This is a genomic window from Paraburkholderia sp. Cpub6 (genome assembly GCF_014201065.1).
Lineage (GTDB): Bacteria > Pseudomonadota > Gammaproteobacteria > Burkholderiales > Burkholderiaceae > Paraburkholderia > Paraburkholderia tuberum.
The window spans coordinates 149147-165188 of record NZ_JACHDM010000014.1 but is presented as its reverse complement, the minus strand read 5'-3'; the positions used below and the strand labels follow the sequence as shown (position 1 = coordinate 165188).

The following is a 16042-nucleotide window of genomic DNA, read 5'->3' as shown; positions in this document are numbered from 1 at the left end:
CCTTCCGGAATCCCCGTTGAGCGTCTAGTCTGTAACGATGCCTGTTCGACGGACCGGCATTTCGAACCGCAGACGGACCCCACCACATAGCGGCATACACCGGTCGCCGAACCGGAGGAGACATATATGGATCTCGAGGCACGTACCCTTCATCGCGTCACGGTTCGGCTCGTGCCGTTCCTGATACTGTGCTATTTCATCGCCTATCTCGATCGCGTCAACGTCGGCTTCGCGGCCTTGCAGATGAACAAGGCGCTCGATCTGTCCGCGAGCGCGTTCGGCTTCGGCGCGGGCGTGTTCTTTATCGCGTACTTCTTTTTCGAAGTGCCGTCGAACCTGCTGCTCGAACGATTCGGCGCGCGCCGCTGGATCGCGCGGATCATGTTTACGTGGGGTATTCTCGCGGGCGCGATGGCGTTCATCCCGGACATCGCGCGCATCACCGGGCTCTCGCCCGCGCACGTGTTTTTCGGCCTACGCATTCTGCTTGGCGTCGCCGAGGCCGGCTTTTTCCCGGGCATCATCTTTCTGCTGACCTTGTGGTTTCCGGCTGCGTATCGCGGGCGCGTGGTCGGCTATTTCATGGCGGCGATTCCACTGTCGACGGTGATCGGCGGCCCGATCTCCGGCGCGCTGCTGTCGCTCGACGGCCGCGGCGGACTCGGCGGCTGGCAGTGGCTGTATCTGATCGAGGCGCTGCCCGCGGTATTGCTGTCGGTCGCGGTGCTGTTGTATCTGACCGACAAGCCCGCCGACGCCACCTGGCTCAGCACCGAGGAGCGCGACTGGCTGATCGCGCGGCAGAAGCAGGAGCGTGAGCATCGCGAGGCGGTGCGCCACTTCAGCGTGAAGGAGGCGCTGATCCATCCGCGCGTGCTCGCCATCGCGCTGATCTATTTCGGCGCGAACGCGACCAACTACGGCCTGAGCTTCTTCCTGCCGCAGATCGTGAAGTCGTTCGGCCTCACTAATCTGCAGACGGGTTTCGTGACGTCGCTGCCGTACGTGGTCGGCCTCGTCAGCATGATTTTGTGGGGACGGCATTCGGATCGCCACCTCGAACGCCGCTGGCACGTCGCGATTGCGCTGTTCGTCGCGGCGGCCGGCATCGCGGCCGCGGCCGGCCTCGACAATCCGGTGCAGAAGATGATCGCGCTATCGATTGCCGGCTTCGGCATCTTCGGTTGCCTGCCGGTAATCTGGACCTTGCCGGCCGCGTTCCTGTCGGGCGCGGCGGCCGCGGGCGGCATCGCCGCGATCAACTCACTGGGCAACCTGGCGGGTTTCTTCGGGCCGTTCGCGATGGGCTGGATCAAGGACAGCACCGGCGGCTTCGGCGCCGGGCTGCTATGCCTGTCGGGCGCGGGACTCATCGGTATGGCGGCGGTGTTGCTGCTGCATCACGACACGTCGCTCGAGACGACGCATGGCAATCCGCATGCGCGACCGCCGGGTGAAGCGGGCGTCGCGAGGTCTTAGCGCTAGTCCCACGCGCCGTTCAATACGCACCCGGGCAGCCTGCCCGGGTCGCCTTCAATTCGCCCCGCTGCCGTTATTCGACCCTTCTGTGCCCTGACCGCCCGCATCGGGCGGCACGATGTCGTCCGGCGTCGGGGTTGGCGCGAGCGCTGCCGCACCGCCGCCGTGCGCTTCACCGTCGACGGTATTACCCGGCGCCGGCGCGGGAGCCGACCCCGACCCCGGCGCCGGCAGCAACGGCGGCAACGCGCGCGCTTCGCCCTGCACCGCGGACGCGCCCGCTGCCTCTGACGCCGCCGCCGGTGCCGGTGCCGGTGCCGGTGCCGGTGCCGGTGCCGGTGCCGGTGCCGGTGCCGGTGCCGCCACGGCAGACGTCGGCGGCTGCACCGGCGCCACCGGCGCGCGCCGCGCCGGAGCACGCGCCACGACCTGCTTGTCCGGCTGCGCCGGCGTGTGCTTGAACAGGTGCCCGATCCAGTCGCGCAAGCGTTCGGCGCGCTCGGCGAACCAGCCCGGCTGCTGCGCGGTATCGAACTTCATGTGGCTGTCGACGAGCCGCGAGCGCTGCGCGCGCTGGAAGAAATCGCCGACGATCGGCAGCGCGCTATGCGCACCCTGCCCCCAGTAATCGCTGCGCAGCGTCACGCGGCTGTCGTTGAAGCCGACCCATGCCCCCGCCACCAGTTGCGGCTGCATCAGGATGAACCAGCCATCCGCGTTGCCCTGGGTCGTGCCGGTCTTGCCCGCGACATCGCCGCGCACGCCGAAGCGCGTGCGGATGCTCGCGCCGGTGCCGCGGCTGACCACGTCGCGCATCACGTCGACGAGCGTGCGCGCCGTGTCGGCGGGCAGCTCGCGACTCGGCGTGGCCGGCTTGAATTCGGCGAGCAGGTTGCCGTTGCGGTCCTCGATGCGCGTGACCATCAGCGGCTCGACGTAGCCGCCGAGGTTCGCGATCGTGCCGTACGCCGACACCATTTCCTTAAGCGTGACCGGGCTCGTGCCGAGCGCGAGCGACGGCACCGGGTCGAGCTGGCTGTCGCGCACACCCATCGCGCGCGCGAGCTTGGCGACCCTGTTCGGACCCACCGACTCCATCACCTGCGCGGTGATGCGGTTGCGCGAATAGGCGAGCGCGTCGCGCAGGCTGATCATGCGGCCGCTCGGCTCGTCCTCGTCGTTCGGCTTCCAGATTTCGCCGCCGGCGAGTTCGATCTGAACCGGATTGTCCGGCAGTTTGTCGTCCGGCTTCGCGCCGGCCTCGAAGGCCGCCGCGTAGACGAACGGCTTGAAGGTCGAGCCCGGCTGACGGCGCGCCTGCTGCACGTGATCGAACGGATCAACGCCAAAGTCGCGGCTGCCGACCCACGCCTTGATCTCGCCGGTACGTGGGTCCATTGCGAGGAAGTCGGCCTGCACGCGCGTCTTCGTGTCGCACACGCTCTGCACGAGCTTGCGATCGGCGAGCAGGCGTTTCAGCGCGTCGTCGTCGGCGAGGCCCGTGTCTTTGGCCGCGCGGAAGTCAGGCGTTTCGCGCAGGAACGTGCGCAGCAGGTCCTTGTCCGCCGAGCAGCCCGCGCGCGTGCCCCACGCGGAGTTCGCGATGTTCTGCAACTGGTTGCCCTGCAGCGTGACCGCCTGGGTCGCCATCGTCTGCAGACGCGAGTCGATCGTCGTGCGCACGACGAGTCCATCGGAATAGATGTTGTAGTCGTTGCGATCGGCCCACGCGACGAGCCATTTGCGCAGTTGCTGCGTGAAGTGCGGCGCGGGTCCGGGCGGCTCGATCTGGCGCTCGAAGTCGAGACGCAGCGGCTTGCGGGCGAGCGTGTCGTACTGGGCGGGTGTCAGCTTGCCGTACTTGACCAGTTGCGCGAGCACCGTATTGCGCCGCTGCAAGGCGCGCTCGGGGTTCAGCACCGGGTTGTAGTACGCGTTGCCCTTCAGCATGCCGGTCAGCGTCGCCGCTTCGAGCACGTTCAGGTCGGATGCCGACTTGTCGAAATAGGTGCGCGCAGCCATCTCGATGCCGTACGCGTTGTACAGGAACGGGACCGTATTCAGGTAGGTTTCGAGGATCTCGTCCTTCGTGTAGAACGCCTCGATCTTCAGTGCGGTGATCGCTTCCTTCAGCTTGCGCGTCAACGTCGGCGCGCGGCCGATTTCGTCGGGATACAGATTGCGCGCGAGCTGCTGCGTGATCGTCGAGCCGCCCTGGCGCTCGCCGGAGAGCGTGTGCAGCGCGGCCGAAGCGGTGCGCCGCCAGTCGAGCCCGAAATGCTGATAGAAGCGGTGATCCTCGGTGGCGATCAGCGCGTTCACGACGTTCGGCGAGATGTCCTTCAGCTTGACCCACTCGCGGTTCGACGGCTTGAACTCGGCGAGCAGCTTGCCGTCCGCCGACAGGATCTGCGCGGGCTGCTCGATCTTGGCCTTGCGGATGTCGCCGATGCTCGGCGTGAACGGAATCAGCAGCAGCACGTACAGTACGAATAGCACCGGCAGCGCGGCGAGCCCCCACGCGAACGTGCGGCGGGTCGGATGGCGCAGATGCCATGCGGCCTTCGCGAACAGCGGGTTCGCGAGCGTCAGCCCTTTGTCGAGGGCCGCCAGAAAGGAGGAAAAGAGGCGCTTCACTTGCTGTCGTCGGCTGGGAAAGGCGCAATCGTACCAAGATGTGGGGGGTGCGCCGGTTTTTGCCTCATTCGCGGCATGGAGTGCGGCTCCGGCGGGGCCACTATAATGTCGCCAATTCCGACAAGAGGTGCTCCATGATCATCAAACCGCGTGTGCGTGGCTTCATCTGTGTATCGACCCATCCGACCGGCTGCGAAGCCAACGTCAAGGAACAGATCGAGTATGTGAAGGCACGCGGCCCCATCGCCAACGGCCCGAAGAAGGTGCTCGTGATCGGCGCGTCGACCGGCTATGGCCTCGCCGCCCGCATTAGCGCAGCGTTCGGCTCGGGCGCGTCGACCCTCGGCGTGTTCTTCGAGCGCGCCGGCAGCGAAACCAAGGCTGGCACGGCCGGCTGGTACAACACCGCGGCGTTCGAGAAGTTCGCCACCGCCGAAGGCCTGTACGCGACCAGCATCAACGGCGACGCGTTCTCCGACGAAGTGAAGGCGCGCACGATCGAAGTGGTCAAGCGCGATCTCGGCCAGGTCGATCTGGTCGTCTATAGCCTCGCGGCGCCGAAGCGCCAGCACCCGAAGACCGGTCAAGTGTTCAGCTCGGTGCTCAAGCCGATCGGCAAGGCTGTCAATCTGCGCGGCATCGACACCGACAAGGAAGTGATCAAGGAAACCGTCCTCGAACCGGCCACGCCGGAAGAAATCGCGCACACGGTCGCGGTGATGGGCGGCGAGGACTGGCAGATGTGGATGGACGCGTTGGGCGAAGCCGGCGTGCTCGCCGACGGCGCCAGGACCACCGCGTTCACCTACCTCGGCGAGAAGATCACCCACGACATCTACTGGAACGGCTCGATCGGCGCGGCCAAGAAAGATCTCGACCAGAAAGTGCTCGGCATCCGCTCAAAGCTCGCGGCCAAGGGCGGCGATGCGCGCGTCGCGGTGCTGAAGGCAGTCGTCACGCAGGCAAGCTCGGCGATTCCGATGATGCCGCTCTATCTGTCGCTGCTCTTCAAGGTGATGAAGGAAAAAGGCACGCACGAAGGCTGTATCGAGCAGGTCTACGGCCTGTACAAGGACAGCCTCTATGGCAGCCAGCCGCATCTGGACGACGAAGGCCGTCTGCGCGCCGACTACAAGGAACTCGATCCGCAGGTGCAAGGCCGCGTGCAGGAGCTGTGGAACCAGGTGAGCAACGACAACATCTACGAACTCACCGATTTCGCGGGCTACAAGACCGATTTCCTGCGCCTGTTCGGCTTTGAAATGAAGGGCGTCGATTACGACGCGGATGTCAATCCGGACGTGCAGATTCCGAATCTCGTGCAGGTTTGATCCACCGGGGGGCGAGCCCGCTTCGCGAGTTCGCCCCTGATGTTGCCCCTCCTCGCCTCCCTCCCCTCACTCCTTCAATACGTCAGCACGGATACGCGCCCTGCAACGCGCGCAGAATCGCGAGCCCGATTGGAAAATCCTCGGAAATGCCCGGATGGTTCGCGAAGAACGCATCGAGCAACGGATAGACCGTCTGGTTGCCGATCGCGAGCGTTGGCGGCGGACAGAACAGCTGCGGCTGTTTCCTCGCGACCAGATCGCCGTTCGCCCAGCCGAACGCGTTGATCGTGCCGGTGATGTACGCCGCATAGATCGAGTTGTTGTCGGCGTGTGCCCAGCGCTTGTATTGCGCGGCCGTCATTTCGGCGCTCGCGTTCAGAGTGAAGCACGCCGCCAGCAAAGCCGGCGCGAATTTCGTTAACCGCATCGTTGAACCTTCAATGTCGCTAGATGGCCGCCATTGTAGGCGACGCGGGGTGCACCGCGCAGCAGCCGTCGAGCGCGGGAATCCGCAAGCAGAGCGTAAGCATTGAAGGCGGATTCTGTAAGCATCGACAGATTGCAGAAGCGCGCGAATCAACGCTTACGGCGTGCCGTTTCGGCAATGCTTGCGATACCCGTCGCGCTCGGCCAGGCGCGCCATATAAGCGGCCAGCGCCGGCAAATCGTCGTGCTGCTGCGGCGTTTCGAGCCAGCGGTGCGCGGACAGCGCGATCGGAATATCGGCGAGCGAAAACGCGTCGCCCGCGATATACGCACCGGTGCGCGCGAGTTGCTGCTCGACGATCGCCATATGCTTCGACCAGTTCGCGCACGACGCGGCGATCTGGCGCGGGTCCTGATGCTCGGGCGAGTGCCGCACGAGCGCGAGAAACGCGTAGCTCCACGAGCGGTTCAATTCGCTCGCCTGCCAGTCGATCCATTGATCACAGCGCGCGCGCTCGACCGGATCGGCCGGATACAGCCCGTCACCCCGATAACGGTTCGCGAGGTAACGGATGATCGAGTTCGATTCCCACAACACGAAGTCGCCGTCGCGAATCACGGGGACCATCGCGTTCGGGTTCAGCGCGCGGAATTCGGCGACCTCGGTCGAGCGAAAGCCGGAGCCCCAGTCTTCCTGTTCGGACGCAAGCCCAAGTTCCGCGCAGGTCCACAACACCTTGCGCACGTTGATCGAGGTGGTCTTGCCGAGTATCTGCAGCATGAGTCGTTGGGTGCCGCGTGGATTGAACGGGTTGAAGGAATGAAACTCGGAAGCCAGCCAGTTTGCCTTGCGCGCGGCGCGCCGTCATCCGGTTTTCAGCGTCGCCTGTTCGCGGATCATGTCGTACAGCGCCTGCGCGGCCGGTGACAACTGCGCGGTCTTGCGCGCGACGAGCACCAGCGTGCGCGACACGGCGGGCTGCGTGAGCTCGACGGTGCGCACGCTCGGATACGCCCCCTTCTGCAGCGCGAGCGCGGGCACCACGGCCGCGCCGACGCGTTGCGCGACGAGTCCGACGGCGGTCGAACTGCGCTGCACCTCGTAGAACGAACGCAGCGCGAGCTCGCTCGATTCCAGCGCGACGTCGAGCAGCGCGCGATTGCCGCTGACCTCGCCGGCGAAAATCAGCGGGAACGGCTGCAACTGCCGCCATGCGATGCGCCGCCGCTTCGCGAGTGGATGGTCCTCGTGGCAGATCAGCACGTAGCGGTCTTCGGTGAGCGGCACGGTGGCGAGATCGGGATGATGCTCGCGCGCGATGTTGATGCCGAACTCGACCTCTCTGCGCAACACGGCCTCCTCCACCGCCGACGACGCGTGATCGAGAATCTTGATGCGATTGTGCGGATAGCGCGCCGAATACGCCTGCAGGATGCGCGGCAGATACTGCACGCCGACGGTCGGCACGCACGCGATCGAAACGTCGCCGCGTCGCGCGATGCCCGTTTCGCGGATCTCGACGAGCGCGTCCGCCAGCTCGCCGAGCAGCCGACGCGCCTGCGGCAGAAAATTGCGACCGATTTCGGTGAGCGCCATCGAACGCGTGGTGCGCTCGATCAGCGTGACGCCGAGATAGCTTTCGAGCTTGCGCAGCCGCTGCGTGATCGCGGTTTGCGTGACGTGCAGCGAATCCGCCGCGCTCTGGAAGCTGCCGCGATCGGCAATTGCGACGAAAGCCTGCACGCCGAGCGTGTCGATTTTCATTAGAAAAATGAAGTAATCGGGATCATAAATTCATTTTACTCCGGGCTGTCAGCGGCCGAGAATGGCCGCAACGAACCCCGCGAAGGAGCAAAAGATGACCGACAAAACCACGAACGAGCATAGCGATTGGCACGCGAAGCAGTACATGCTGTTCGAGAACGAGCGCACGCGCCCGGTCCGCGATCTGCTCGCGGCGGTACCCTTGAACGGCGCGCGGCTCGCGGTCGACATCGGCTGCGGCCCGGGCAACTCGACCGAGGTGCTGGCCGAGCGGGTGCCGGGCGCGTCGGTCAGCGGCATCGACAGCTCCGCCGAGATGATCGCGGCAGCCCGTCGGCGGCTGCCGCAATTGCGCTTCGACATCAGCGACGTTTCGACGTGGGACGCGCACGGCCCCTTCGATGTGATCCTCGCGAACGCGGTGCTGCAATGGGTGCCGGACCACGAGCGGCTGTTCCCCGCGCTGGTGGCAAAACTTGCCAGGGGCGGCAGCCTCGCCGTGCAGATGCCCGACAATCTCGACGAACCGGCGCACCGGCTGCTGCGCGAAATCGCCATCGACGGGCCTTGGGCGACGAAGCTGAAGGGTGTCGAGCGCACCATGCGCTACGACGCAAACTGGTACTACGCGCTGCTCAAGCCGCTGTGCGCGCGCGTCGACGTGTGGCGCACGATCTATCACCACCCGCTCGCGGGCGCCGACGCGGTGGTCGAATGGTTCAAGGGCAGCGCGCTGCGGCCGTTTCTCGCCGCGCTCGACGACGCCGAACGCGGCGCGTTTGTGCAACGCTATCGCGACGAAATCGTCAGAGCCTACCCGGCGCTCGCCGATGGCACGGTGCTGCTGCCGTTTCCGCGGCTTTTCATCGTCGCGACGCGCGGCGAACGTTGAAGCCGCGCCGGGAACCGCTGCGAGCCGGTAAATGCCGGCGCTTCGGCTGCGGCGGGTCGTTCCGGGGCGATCAGAGCGCCGGCGCACCACGCTGACGCACCGCCCGAAAACCCCACCTGTGGCGGCGCCGCACGCTAAGGGTGGTCAGGAATTGCCGCCCGGGAATTCCGCATGCTAATGTTTGTAAAAAGCGTGTGTAGAAAGCGGAGGACGGCGCCCGCCGGCCTCACCGGGAAGCCATTTACTGCAGCGAGCGTCGCCATGAGTGATGTACGCCAACACCTGAGTCCCCGTGACCGCCTGGAGCTGTTGTGCTGGCTCACATGCGGAAGCCTCGGCGCTTATTATCTGAACGAAGACTGGCCCGACGCGGCGTTTCACGTGCAGTCCGCGCACAAGTGGCTCGACCGCCGCGCGCGCGAAGCCGACTGGCTGTGCGTCGCGAAGCTGTCGGCCACCGCGGTCGAAATCGCGCGGCGCCACGCGCGCTTCGTCGATGCCGACTGGGCGCGCGACGCGGTTGAAGAAATTCTCGATACCGACGAACTCGACCCGCAAGCCCGGCTCGTCCGGCAGGTTCTGGCCGACTGCCAGAGCGCGCTGGCCGACAAGCGGATCGCCGATTAGTCGCGGGCTCGTTTTTCTTCCTTTTTTACAGCGGATTGGGGGCCAATATTTTGGCCCCTTTTTGCGTTGTTCCGCGTTGTTCCGCGCTTCCGCGCACGATGTGCCGCTCGCAGTCGGTAAAAAATGCGGCACCCGCCGTCGCGTACAGCCTACCGGCAGGCGGCCAATCCGCGTGCCGGCTCGGTTCGTGCAATCACCACGGACGCCCGCCCTTCATTCTTCGACCATCGTCTTCAGCTTCAGCAGCGCCTGATCCCACTGCCGCGAAATCGCGTCGAGCGCGCGGCGTGCCGCGTCGAGATGCGCGGGCTCGAACGCCCACAGGCGCTCGCGTCCGACCTTCACGTCGTGCACGAGGCCCGCGTCGGCCAGAACCTGCAGATGCTGCGTGACCGACTGCCGCGTGATGTCGGTGCCGGCCGTCAGCTGCGCGATCGACATCGCACTGCCCGCGCATAACGCCGCGACAAGCCGCAGACGCGTCTCGTCACCGAGCGCCGCGAACACCGCCGCCGAACTGCGCAGTGTCGCCGCCTTGAGGCCCGCCCTCGCGGGGGCCGCCCTAGCTCGCGCCGACATATCGCTCGACGTTGACCATCTGCTGCTCCCAGCCGCCGTCGTTCAGCCGGAACGCCTGCGCGCGACGCCCGACCGGCAACTGGTCGAAGCCCGATTCGACGACGCGCAGCAGCGTGCCCGACTCGACGTCGCTCAGATCGAATTCCACGAGTGTGGTCGGCTCAGGCGTGTAGTCGATCGTGATGTCGATCGCGGCCGGATGCCAGCGCCACGACAGATGATGCTCGGGCTCGACACGCTCGACCAGCACGTTCATCAGCAGATGCTCATAGCCTGGATAGGTGATGTGCCCCTGCGTGGATTGCCCCGCGACGAACTGCTTGCCGGTGAGATTCACGCCGAACCATTTGCCGAATTCCTCGGCGTTGGACAGCGCACGCCAGACGCGCGAGCGCGACGCCTTCAACAGAACCTGCTTTTCGATGCGATCGGTCGATGAGTTCATATGCAGCCTCCTGACTGCATATTAGAAGCACCGCCTCCGATATGCAAGCATTCGACTGCGCTTTGTTCAGAGCGTGATGCGTGCGGCGCCGGCACGACCGGACCCCGCGCGCCGGGCCTTACTCCGTTGCATGCGCGTGCATGACGCCGGTTTGCATCGACCACGCCATCCACGGCCGGCGCAGCGCGACGATCGCAAGGAACGCGCAAGCCGACAGTGTGCCGAACGTCGCGAAGCCCATTTGATAGCTGCCGGTGCTTTCCTTCGCGATGCCCATCACGACCGGCAGATAGAAGCCGCCGATGCCGCCCGCCGCCCCGACGATGCCGGACATCAGACCGGTACGGCCGGCCCAGCGATGCGGCACGAGCTGGAACGTCGCGCCATTGCCGAGTCCGAACGCGACATAGAGGCACAGCAGCAACGCAATGCCGCCCGCGAGCGACGGCATCGCCGCCGCGAACAGGAAATCGCAAACCGCGATGATCGCCAGCAGCACGGTCAGCGCGCGCACGCCCGACACGCGGTCGGCAATCAGACCGCCGAGCGGGCGCACCATCGCGCCGGTCGCGGCGAGCAGCGCCATGAACAGGCCCGCGTCGATTTTCGACAGTTGATAGAGGTTGGTCAGCAGCAGCGACACATACGAGGACATACCGACGAAACCGCCGAACGTGATGCTATAGACGAGCATAATGACCCACGTATCGCGCTCGGCGAGCACCGAGCGGTAGCGTTGCGGCAGCACCGCGATCGCCAGCAGCGCACCGATCACCGGCAGCAGCAGCACGCCGGTCTTGCCCGCGCCGAATAGCCCCGCTTCGACGAGCAGCACGAGCGCGATCAGGCCGACCAGCGTCGTCGCGAAACTGCCGAAGGCGCGCAGCACGCTGCCGGTTTTGATGCCCGCGTCGTTGGCCCAGAAGTACAGCGTGATCGCGGCGATCGCGAGCAGCGGCAAGGCGCCGCCCGCGGCGAGTTGCCAACCGTAGCGCGTCGCCAGTTGCGGGAACAGGAAGCCGTCGAGCACCGCGCCGATGTTGCCGGCCGCGGCCAGCCCCAAGACGAGGCCCTGCACTTTCGGCGGATAGTTACTGCCGGCCATCGGCAGCGCGACCGCGAAGCTGGCGCCGCCGACGCCAAGGAACACGCCGAGCACCAGCAGCATTTCGTACGACGGCACCGATTGCAGCAACGGCAGCACGATTGTCGGCACCGCCGACAGCAACACACCCATCAACGCAATGCGTTTGCCATGCGCGGACTGATACAGATTGCCGAGCGTCACGCGCAGAATCGCCGCGGACAACACCGGCACCGCGACGAGCAGCCCCTGCTGCGCGGGCGTCATCGCGATGCTCTTGCTGATGAACGGCGCGAGCGGCCCATACAGCACCCAGACGGTGAAGCCCGTGTCGAAATACAGAAAGCAGGCGACGAGTGCGCGCCAATCACCGCTTCGCAGGGAGTGCATTACGTTTTTCATCAGAGATCCTCAGTAAATAAAATGCCTGGTAGTCCAGTTGCTGCGTTACTTGTGTTTTGCGCCGGCACATCGCCCGGAGTTTTCACCGGGATCGACATGCAAGCGTCATGCCATCGTGCTGCCTGTTACGAGGCCTTTTTAAAGGCATCTTCTGAAACGCATCGGCGGCTCAATACACGTCGCGTGCATAACGCTTTTCGCGCGTCAGACGGCTCACGTATTCGAGTGCTTTCTCTTCGCTCATGCCACCGTGAGTCGTGATGACGTCCTTCAGCGCCGCATCGACATCGCGCGCCATCCGGTTCGCGTCGCCGCATACATAGAAGTGCGCACCGTCTTCGAGCCATGCCCACAGTTGCGCACCGTGTTCGCGCATGCGGTCCTGCACATAGATCTTGTCGGCCTGGTCACGCGAGAACGCGACGTCGAGCCGGGTCAGCAGACCGCTCGCGCGCATCGCTTCGAGTTCGTCGCGATAGTAGAAGTCGGTCGCGGCATGCTGTTCGCCGAAGAACAACCAGTTGCGTCCGCGCTCGCCGCGTGCCTGCCGTTCGTGCAGAAAGCCGCGAAACGGTGCGATGCCGGTGCCCGGCCCGACCATGATCATCGGCGTGTCCGATTGATGAGGAGGACGAAAATGAGCGGACTTCTGCACGAACACGGGCACGTCCATGTCGCTTGCGCGATCCGCGAGAAACGTCGACGACACGCCCTTGCGGTGCCGCCGCCCGTTGCTGTAACGCACCGCCGATACCGTCAGATGCACTTCACCCGGATGCGCCTTCGGGCTCGATGCGATCGAATATAGACGCGGCTGCAGGCGTTTCAGCATGCCGGTCAGCTCGGCGGCCGAGAGGCTCACCGGAAACTCGTGCAATACGTCGGCAAGCTGCTGTCCCCATAGCCATTGCTTCAGATCCGCCTTGCGTTCGGGCGCGAGCAGATCGCCCAGCACGCCGTCGCCGCTGCGCGCCGCGACGAACGCGAGCGCTTCGGCGCTCGGCCGCGCGATCTCGTAGTGCTTGCCGAGCGCATCGGCGAGCCGCATGTCGCCGATACCCGCGACGTGCACCGATGCCTCCGCGTGCAAACCGCTCAGCGTGATCAGTTCGTCGACGAGTTCGGGGCAGTTGCTCGGCCACACGCCGAGCGCATCGCCCGCTTCGTATTCGAGGTTCGTCTCGCCCGTTTGCAGCGACACGTAGCGCGTATCCTTCGCGGCGCCCTGCCGGTTCAGGCGCAGATTGCCGACGACGCGCGACGCGGCCGGCCGCGCCTTGGTCGGCACCGCGCCCACCACCGCGTTGATCATGCCGCCCGGCGGCACCGCGTACAGCGCGGCATCCGCCTGCTTGATGCAGACGATCACGCGTTCGAGCCATGCATCGGCGCTTTGCTGATATTCAATATCGCAATCGACGCGCTCGGTCAGACGCAGCGCACCCTGCGCGGCGAGCCGCTCGTCCAGACGGCGGCCGTGACCGCAGAACTGATCGTAGTTGCGATCGCCGAGCGCGAGCACCGCGAAACGCACGCCGTCGAGGCGCGGCGCCGTGGCGGCGTTCAGTTGCGTCCAGAAGTCCTGCGCGTTGTCGGGCGCATCGCCGTCGCCGAACGTGCTCGTCATCAGCAGCACGTATTGCGCCTTCGCGAGCGTCGCGAACGAATAGTCGGCCATGCACGCGGTGCGGATTTCGAAGCCCGATTCCATCAGACGCGTCGCGTAACGCTCGGTCAACGATTCGGTGTTGCCGGTTTGCGAGGCCCACAACAGCGTGACCTTCGGCCGCACGCGCGCGATGCGCACGCCCGATTCGCGTGGCTCTTCCTGTGCGAGATTCGGCCGCAAGGCAGCGGTCGACGTCTGGGCCGTCGTCGCGCTGCGGCTATACAGTCCCGCAAGCAGACCATCGACATAGAGCCGCTTCACCGCATCGAACGGTGCGCTGTGCGGCAGCACCGGCACGTTGGCGAGACCTTGCGCTTCGGCCGAACGCAGGCCACTGACGAAACCCGCCAGATACGCGCGCTCCGCATCGCTGAGCGACGGCATGGGCGCGGGCTCGGGCGGCAGTTGCAGCAAAGTGGTGAGGGCTTCGATACGAGGCATGGGTTGATCCTTGGCGCTGGGCGCTAAAACCACTGCGTCGGCGGGGGTAGAGAGCGCATCGTGGTCATTGCGAGTGCTCGCGTCGCGATCCGCCGTCACCGGACTCAGCGCGACCGCGCAGACTTTCAGTTCGGGCTGCAGAGAAACCGGATCGACCGCGTCGTTGGTCACCGCATTGATGCACAGTTCGTCGCCGAACACGTCGTTCCAGTGCATCGGCGCGAAGCACTGACCCGCGCTCACACGATCGGTGACGACGGCGGGTAGGACCGCGCGGCCGCGCCGCGAACGGATCTCGACCGCGTCCTTCGCGCGAATCCCGAGTTCGGCCGCGTCGTCCGGATGAATTTCGACGAAGGGTCCCGGGTTCAGCTTGTTCAGCATCGCGACCTTGCCGGTCTTGGTCATCGTGTGCCACTGATGCTGCAGACGGCCCGTGTTCAACACGATCGGAAACTCGCGATCGGGCAACTCGGCCGCGGGCTGATACGCACGCGCGAAAAACTTCGCCCTGCCGCTCGCGGTCGGAAAAGCAATGCGCGGCTGGCCGCCATCTTCCGACTCCCTGAGCGTCTGGCTCACGCCGTCATTCAGATAGCGAAGCGGATTGCGCTCGGACGAATCGGCCGACGCGATCGGCCACTGCAGTGGCGAGTCCTTCAAGCGGCGATGGCTCGCGCCGCGCAGGTCGTAGCCGGTCGCCGGATTCGCCGCGCGCGTGAGTTCGGCGAACACTTCGTCGGCGCTCGCATAACTGAATGCATCGGCAAAGCCCATTTCACACGCGATGCGCGCGATGATCTGCCAGTCGGGCAGCGCCGCGCCGGGCGGTTCGATGGCCTGCTGCATCAGCGTCAGATTGCGCTCCGAATTGACCATCACGCCTTCGGCTTCGGCCCACAATGCGCCCGGCAGCAGCACGTCGGCGTAGCGGTTCGTTTCGGTATCGAGGAACGCGTCCTGCGCGATCACGAGTTCGGCCGCGCGCAAACCGGCGATCGCGGTCTGCCGGTTCGCGACGGTCGCGACCGGATTCGTGCAGATGATCCAGCACGCCTTGATGTCGCCCGCGGCCATGCGCGCGAACATGTCGATCGTGCCGTTGCCCGCGTCCGCTTTGAGCGTGCCCGGTGCAATGCCCCACAGTGCTTCGACGAACGCGCGATCTGCGGCGACCAGCGCCGAACGCTGCCCCGGCAGAGCAGGGCCCATATAGCCCATTTCGCGGCCGCCCATCGCGTTCGGTTGGCCCGTCAGCGAGAACGGTCCACTGCCGCGCCGGCAGATGCGGCCCGTCGCCAGATGCAGATTGCACAGCGCGTTGGTGTGCCACGTGCCGTGCGTGCTCTGGTTCAGGCCCATCGTCCAGCAACTCATCCAGTCTTTGGCCGACGCGATCATCTGCGCGGCGCGACGGATGTCGTCGGCGGCGAGGCCCGTGATGCGGGCGACGTGCTCCGGCGTGTACCCGGCCAGAAACGCGGGCATCGCGTCCCAGCCTTCGGTGTGTTCGGCGATAAAAGCCGCATCCGTTGCGCCGTTTTCGTGCAGCAGATGCAGCAGACCGTTCAGCAGCGCGAGGTCGGTGCCGGGTTTGATCTGCAGGAAAAGATCGGCTTTCCCGGCGGTCGTGTTGCGGCGCGGATCGACGACGATCAGCTTCGCGCCAGCCTTCACGCGATCCATCATGCGCAGGAACAGGATCGGGTGGCAGTCGGCCATATTCGCGCCGCTGACGAAAAACAGATCCGCGTGATCGAAGTCTTCGTACGAGCCGGGTGGGCCGTCCGCACCGAGCGACAGCTTGTAGCCGCTCGCCGCGCTCGCCATGCACAGGCGCGAATTCGCTTCGATATTGTTCGTGCCGATAAAGCCCTTCGCGAGCTTGTTGACCAGATACTGCGCTTCGAGCGACATCTGCCCCGACACGTAAAACGACAGCGCATCGGGACCATGCTCGTCGAGCACGCGCCGCAGACGCGCGGCGGTATCGCTCAACGCCTGCGCCATCGGCAGCGGCACCGGGTCTTCGTCGCGCGCACGACGCACGAACGCGCCTTCGAGACGACCCGACTTGCGCAGCGCGACGTGGGCCGACTGCCCTTTGGTGCAGAGTCGGCCCAGGTTGGCCGGATGCTCCTTGTCGCCAGCGATCTTCACGACCTGGCCGTCCTCGACGTGCAGCACCATGCCGCAGCCGACGCCGCAATACGGACACACGCTCTTTACGCTGGTAGCAGACATGCGCGAATGATCGGGTTGAAA

General features: G+C 65.6%; 12 protein-coding genes. 4 read left to right on the top strand and 8 right to left on the bottom strand.

The genetic code is table 11. The annotated features are described in order from the left end of the window. Window positions 1-126: 126 nt before the first annotated feature. Entirely contained in the window at window positions 127-1479 is a 1353-nt protein-coding gene (locus HDG33_RS22880) for an MFS transporter (protein ID WP_184033724.1), read from the top strand. 54 nt (window positions 1480-1533) lie between these two features. On the opposite strand, the gene HDG33_RS22875 is transcribed toward HDG33_RS22880, so the two are convergent. Further along, window positions 1534-4116 carry a transglycosylase domain-containing protein gene (locus HDG33_RS22875; protein WP_184033721.1) on the bottom strand — a complete coding sequence of 861 codons (2583 nt, stop codon included), beginning with the start codon at window positions 4114-4116 and terminating at the stop codon, window positions 1534-1536. A 134-nt stretch (window positions 4117-4250) separates the two neighbouring features. Here HDG33_RS22875 and fabV point away from each other — a divergent pair, with 134 nt between their 5' ends. Further along, window positions 4251-5447, top strand: a complete 1197-nt coding sequence (gene fabV, locus HDG33_RS22870) for an enoyl-ACP reductase FabV (protein WP_184033705.1) — start codon at window positions 4251-4253, stop codon at window positions 5445-5447. A gap of 82 nt (window positions 5448-5529) precedes the next feature. Here fabV and HDG33_RS22865 read toward each other — a convergent pair whose 3' ends face one another. From HDG33_RS22865 to HDG33_RS22855, 3 genes are all read right to left on the bottom strand, one after another. Beyond that, window positions 5530-5874, bottom strand: coding sequence for a hypothetical protein (locus HDG33_RS22865; RefSeq protein ID WP_184033702.1), 345 nt, complete (start codon window positions 5872-5874; stop codon window positions 5530-5532). 156 nt (window positions 5875-6030) lie between these two features. Next, the gene (locus HDG33_RS22860; RefSeq protein ID WP_184033698.1) at window positions 6031-6654 is read right to left on the bottom strand and encodes a glutathione S-transferase family protein; all 624 of its coding nucleotides are present in this window, start codon (window positions 6652-6654) and stop codon (window positions 6031-6033) included. Window positions 6655-6738: 84 nt separating this feature from the next. Continuing rightward, window positions 6739-7638, bottom strand: a complete 900-nt coding sequence (locus HDG33_RS22855; protein WP_184033695.1) for a LysR family transcriptional regulator — start codon at window positions 7636-7638, stop codon at window positions 6739-6741. Window positions 7639-7732: 94 nt separating this feature from the next. Between HDG33_RS22855 and tam the strand changes: the two genes are divergently transcribed. Both tam and HDG33_RS22845 read left to right on the top strand, forming a co-directional pair. Continuing rightward, the gene (tam, locus tag HDG33_RS22850; protein ID WP_184033692.1) at window positions 7733-8530 is read left to right on the top strand and encodes a trans-aconitate 2-methyltransferase; all 798 of its coding nucleotides are present in this window, start codon (window positions 7733-7735) and stop codon (window positions 8528-8530) included. 261 nt (window positions 8531-8791) lie between these two features. Further along, complete coding sequence (locus HDG33_RS22845; RefSeq protein WP_184033689.1) at window positions 8792-9157, top strand: hypothetical protein; 366 nt, start codon at window positions 8792-8794, stop codon at window positions 9155-9157. 213 nt (window positions 9158-9370) lie between these two features. On the opposite strand, the gene HDG33_RS22840 is transcribed toward HDG33_RS22845, so the two are convergent. The 4 genes from HDG33_RS22840 to HDG33_RS22825 form a co-directional block, all read right to left on the bottom strand. Then, window positions 9371-9736, bottom strand: coding sequence for a helix-turn-helix transcriptional regulator (locus HDG33_RS22840; protein WP_184033686.1), 366 nt, complete (start codon window positions 9734-9736; stop codon window positions 9371-9373). Next, complete coding sequence (locus tag HDG33_RS22835; protein WP_184033683.1) at window positions 9720-10181, bottom strand: SRPBCC family protein; 462 nt, start codon at window positions 10179-10181, stop codon at window positions 9720-9722. The genes HDG33_RS22840 and HDG33_RS22835 overlap by 17 nt, the downstream gene beginning before the upstream one ends. A gap of 118 nt (window positions 10182-10299) precedes the next feature. Then, a complete protein-coding gene (locus HDG33_RS22830; protein ID WP_184033681.1) occupies window positions 10300-11667 on the bottom strand; it encodes an MFS transporter in 1368 nt (455 codons plus the stop codon). Window positions 11668-11836: 169 nt separating this feature from the next. Further along, window positions 11837-16021, bottom strand: a complete 4185-nt coding sequence (locus HDG33_RS22825; RefSeq protein ID WP_184033678.1) for a bifunctional nitrate reductase/sulfite reductase flavoprotein subunit alpha — start codon at window positions 16019-16021, stop codon at window positions 11837-11839. Between the last annotated feature and the right edge of the window lie 21 nt (window positions 16022-16042).

Coding starts and splice junctions, on each gene's coding strand:
- HDG33_RS22880 (WP_184033724.1), top strand. CDS start 127: ATGGATCTCGAGGCACGTACCCTTCATCGCGTCACGGTTCGGCTCGTG.
- fabV (WP_184033705.1), top strand. CDS start 4,251: ATGATCATCAAACCGCGTGTGCGTGGCTTCATCTGTGTATCGACCCAT.
- HDG33_RS22865 (WP_184033702.1), bottom strand. CDS start 5,874: ATGCGGTTAACGAAATTCGCGCCGGCTTTGCTGGCGGCGTGCTTCACT.
- HDG33_RS22860 (WP_184033698.1), bottom strand. CDS start 6,654: ATGCTGCAGATACTCGGCAAGACCACCTCGATCAACGTGCGCAAGGTG.
- HDG33_RS22855 (WP_184033695.1), bottom strand. CDS start 7,638: ATGAAAATCGACACGCTCGGCGTGCAGGCTTTCGTCGCAATTGCCGAT.
- tam (WP_184033692.1), top strand. CDS start 7,733: ATGACCGACAAAACCACGAACGAGCATAGCGATTGGCACGCGAAGCAG.
- HDG33_RS22845 (WP_184033689.1), top strand. CDS start 8,792: ATGAGTGATGTACGCCAACACCTGAGTCCCCGTGACCGCCTGGAGCTG.
- HDG33_RS22840 (WP_184033686.1), bottom strand. CDS start 9,736: ATGTCGGCGCGAGCTAGGGCGGCCCCCGCGAGGGCGGGCCTCAAGGCG.
- HDG33_RS22835 (WP_184033683.1), bottom strand. CDS start 10,181: ATGAACTCATCGACCGATCGCATCGAAAAGCAGGTTCTGTTGAAGGCG.
- HDG33_RS22830 (WP_184033681.1), bottom strand. CDS start 11,667: ATGAAAAACGTAATGCACTCCCTGCGAAGCGGTGATTGGCGCGCACTC.
- HDG33_RS22825 (WP_184033678.1), bottom strand. CDS start 16,021: ATGTCTGCTACCAGCGTAAAGAGCGTGTGTCCGTATTGCGGCGTCGGC.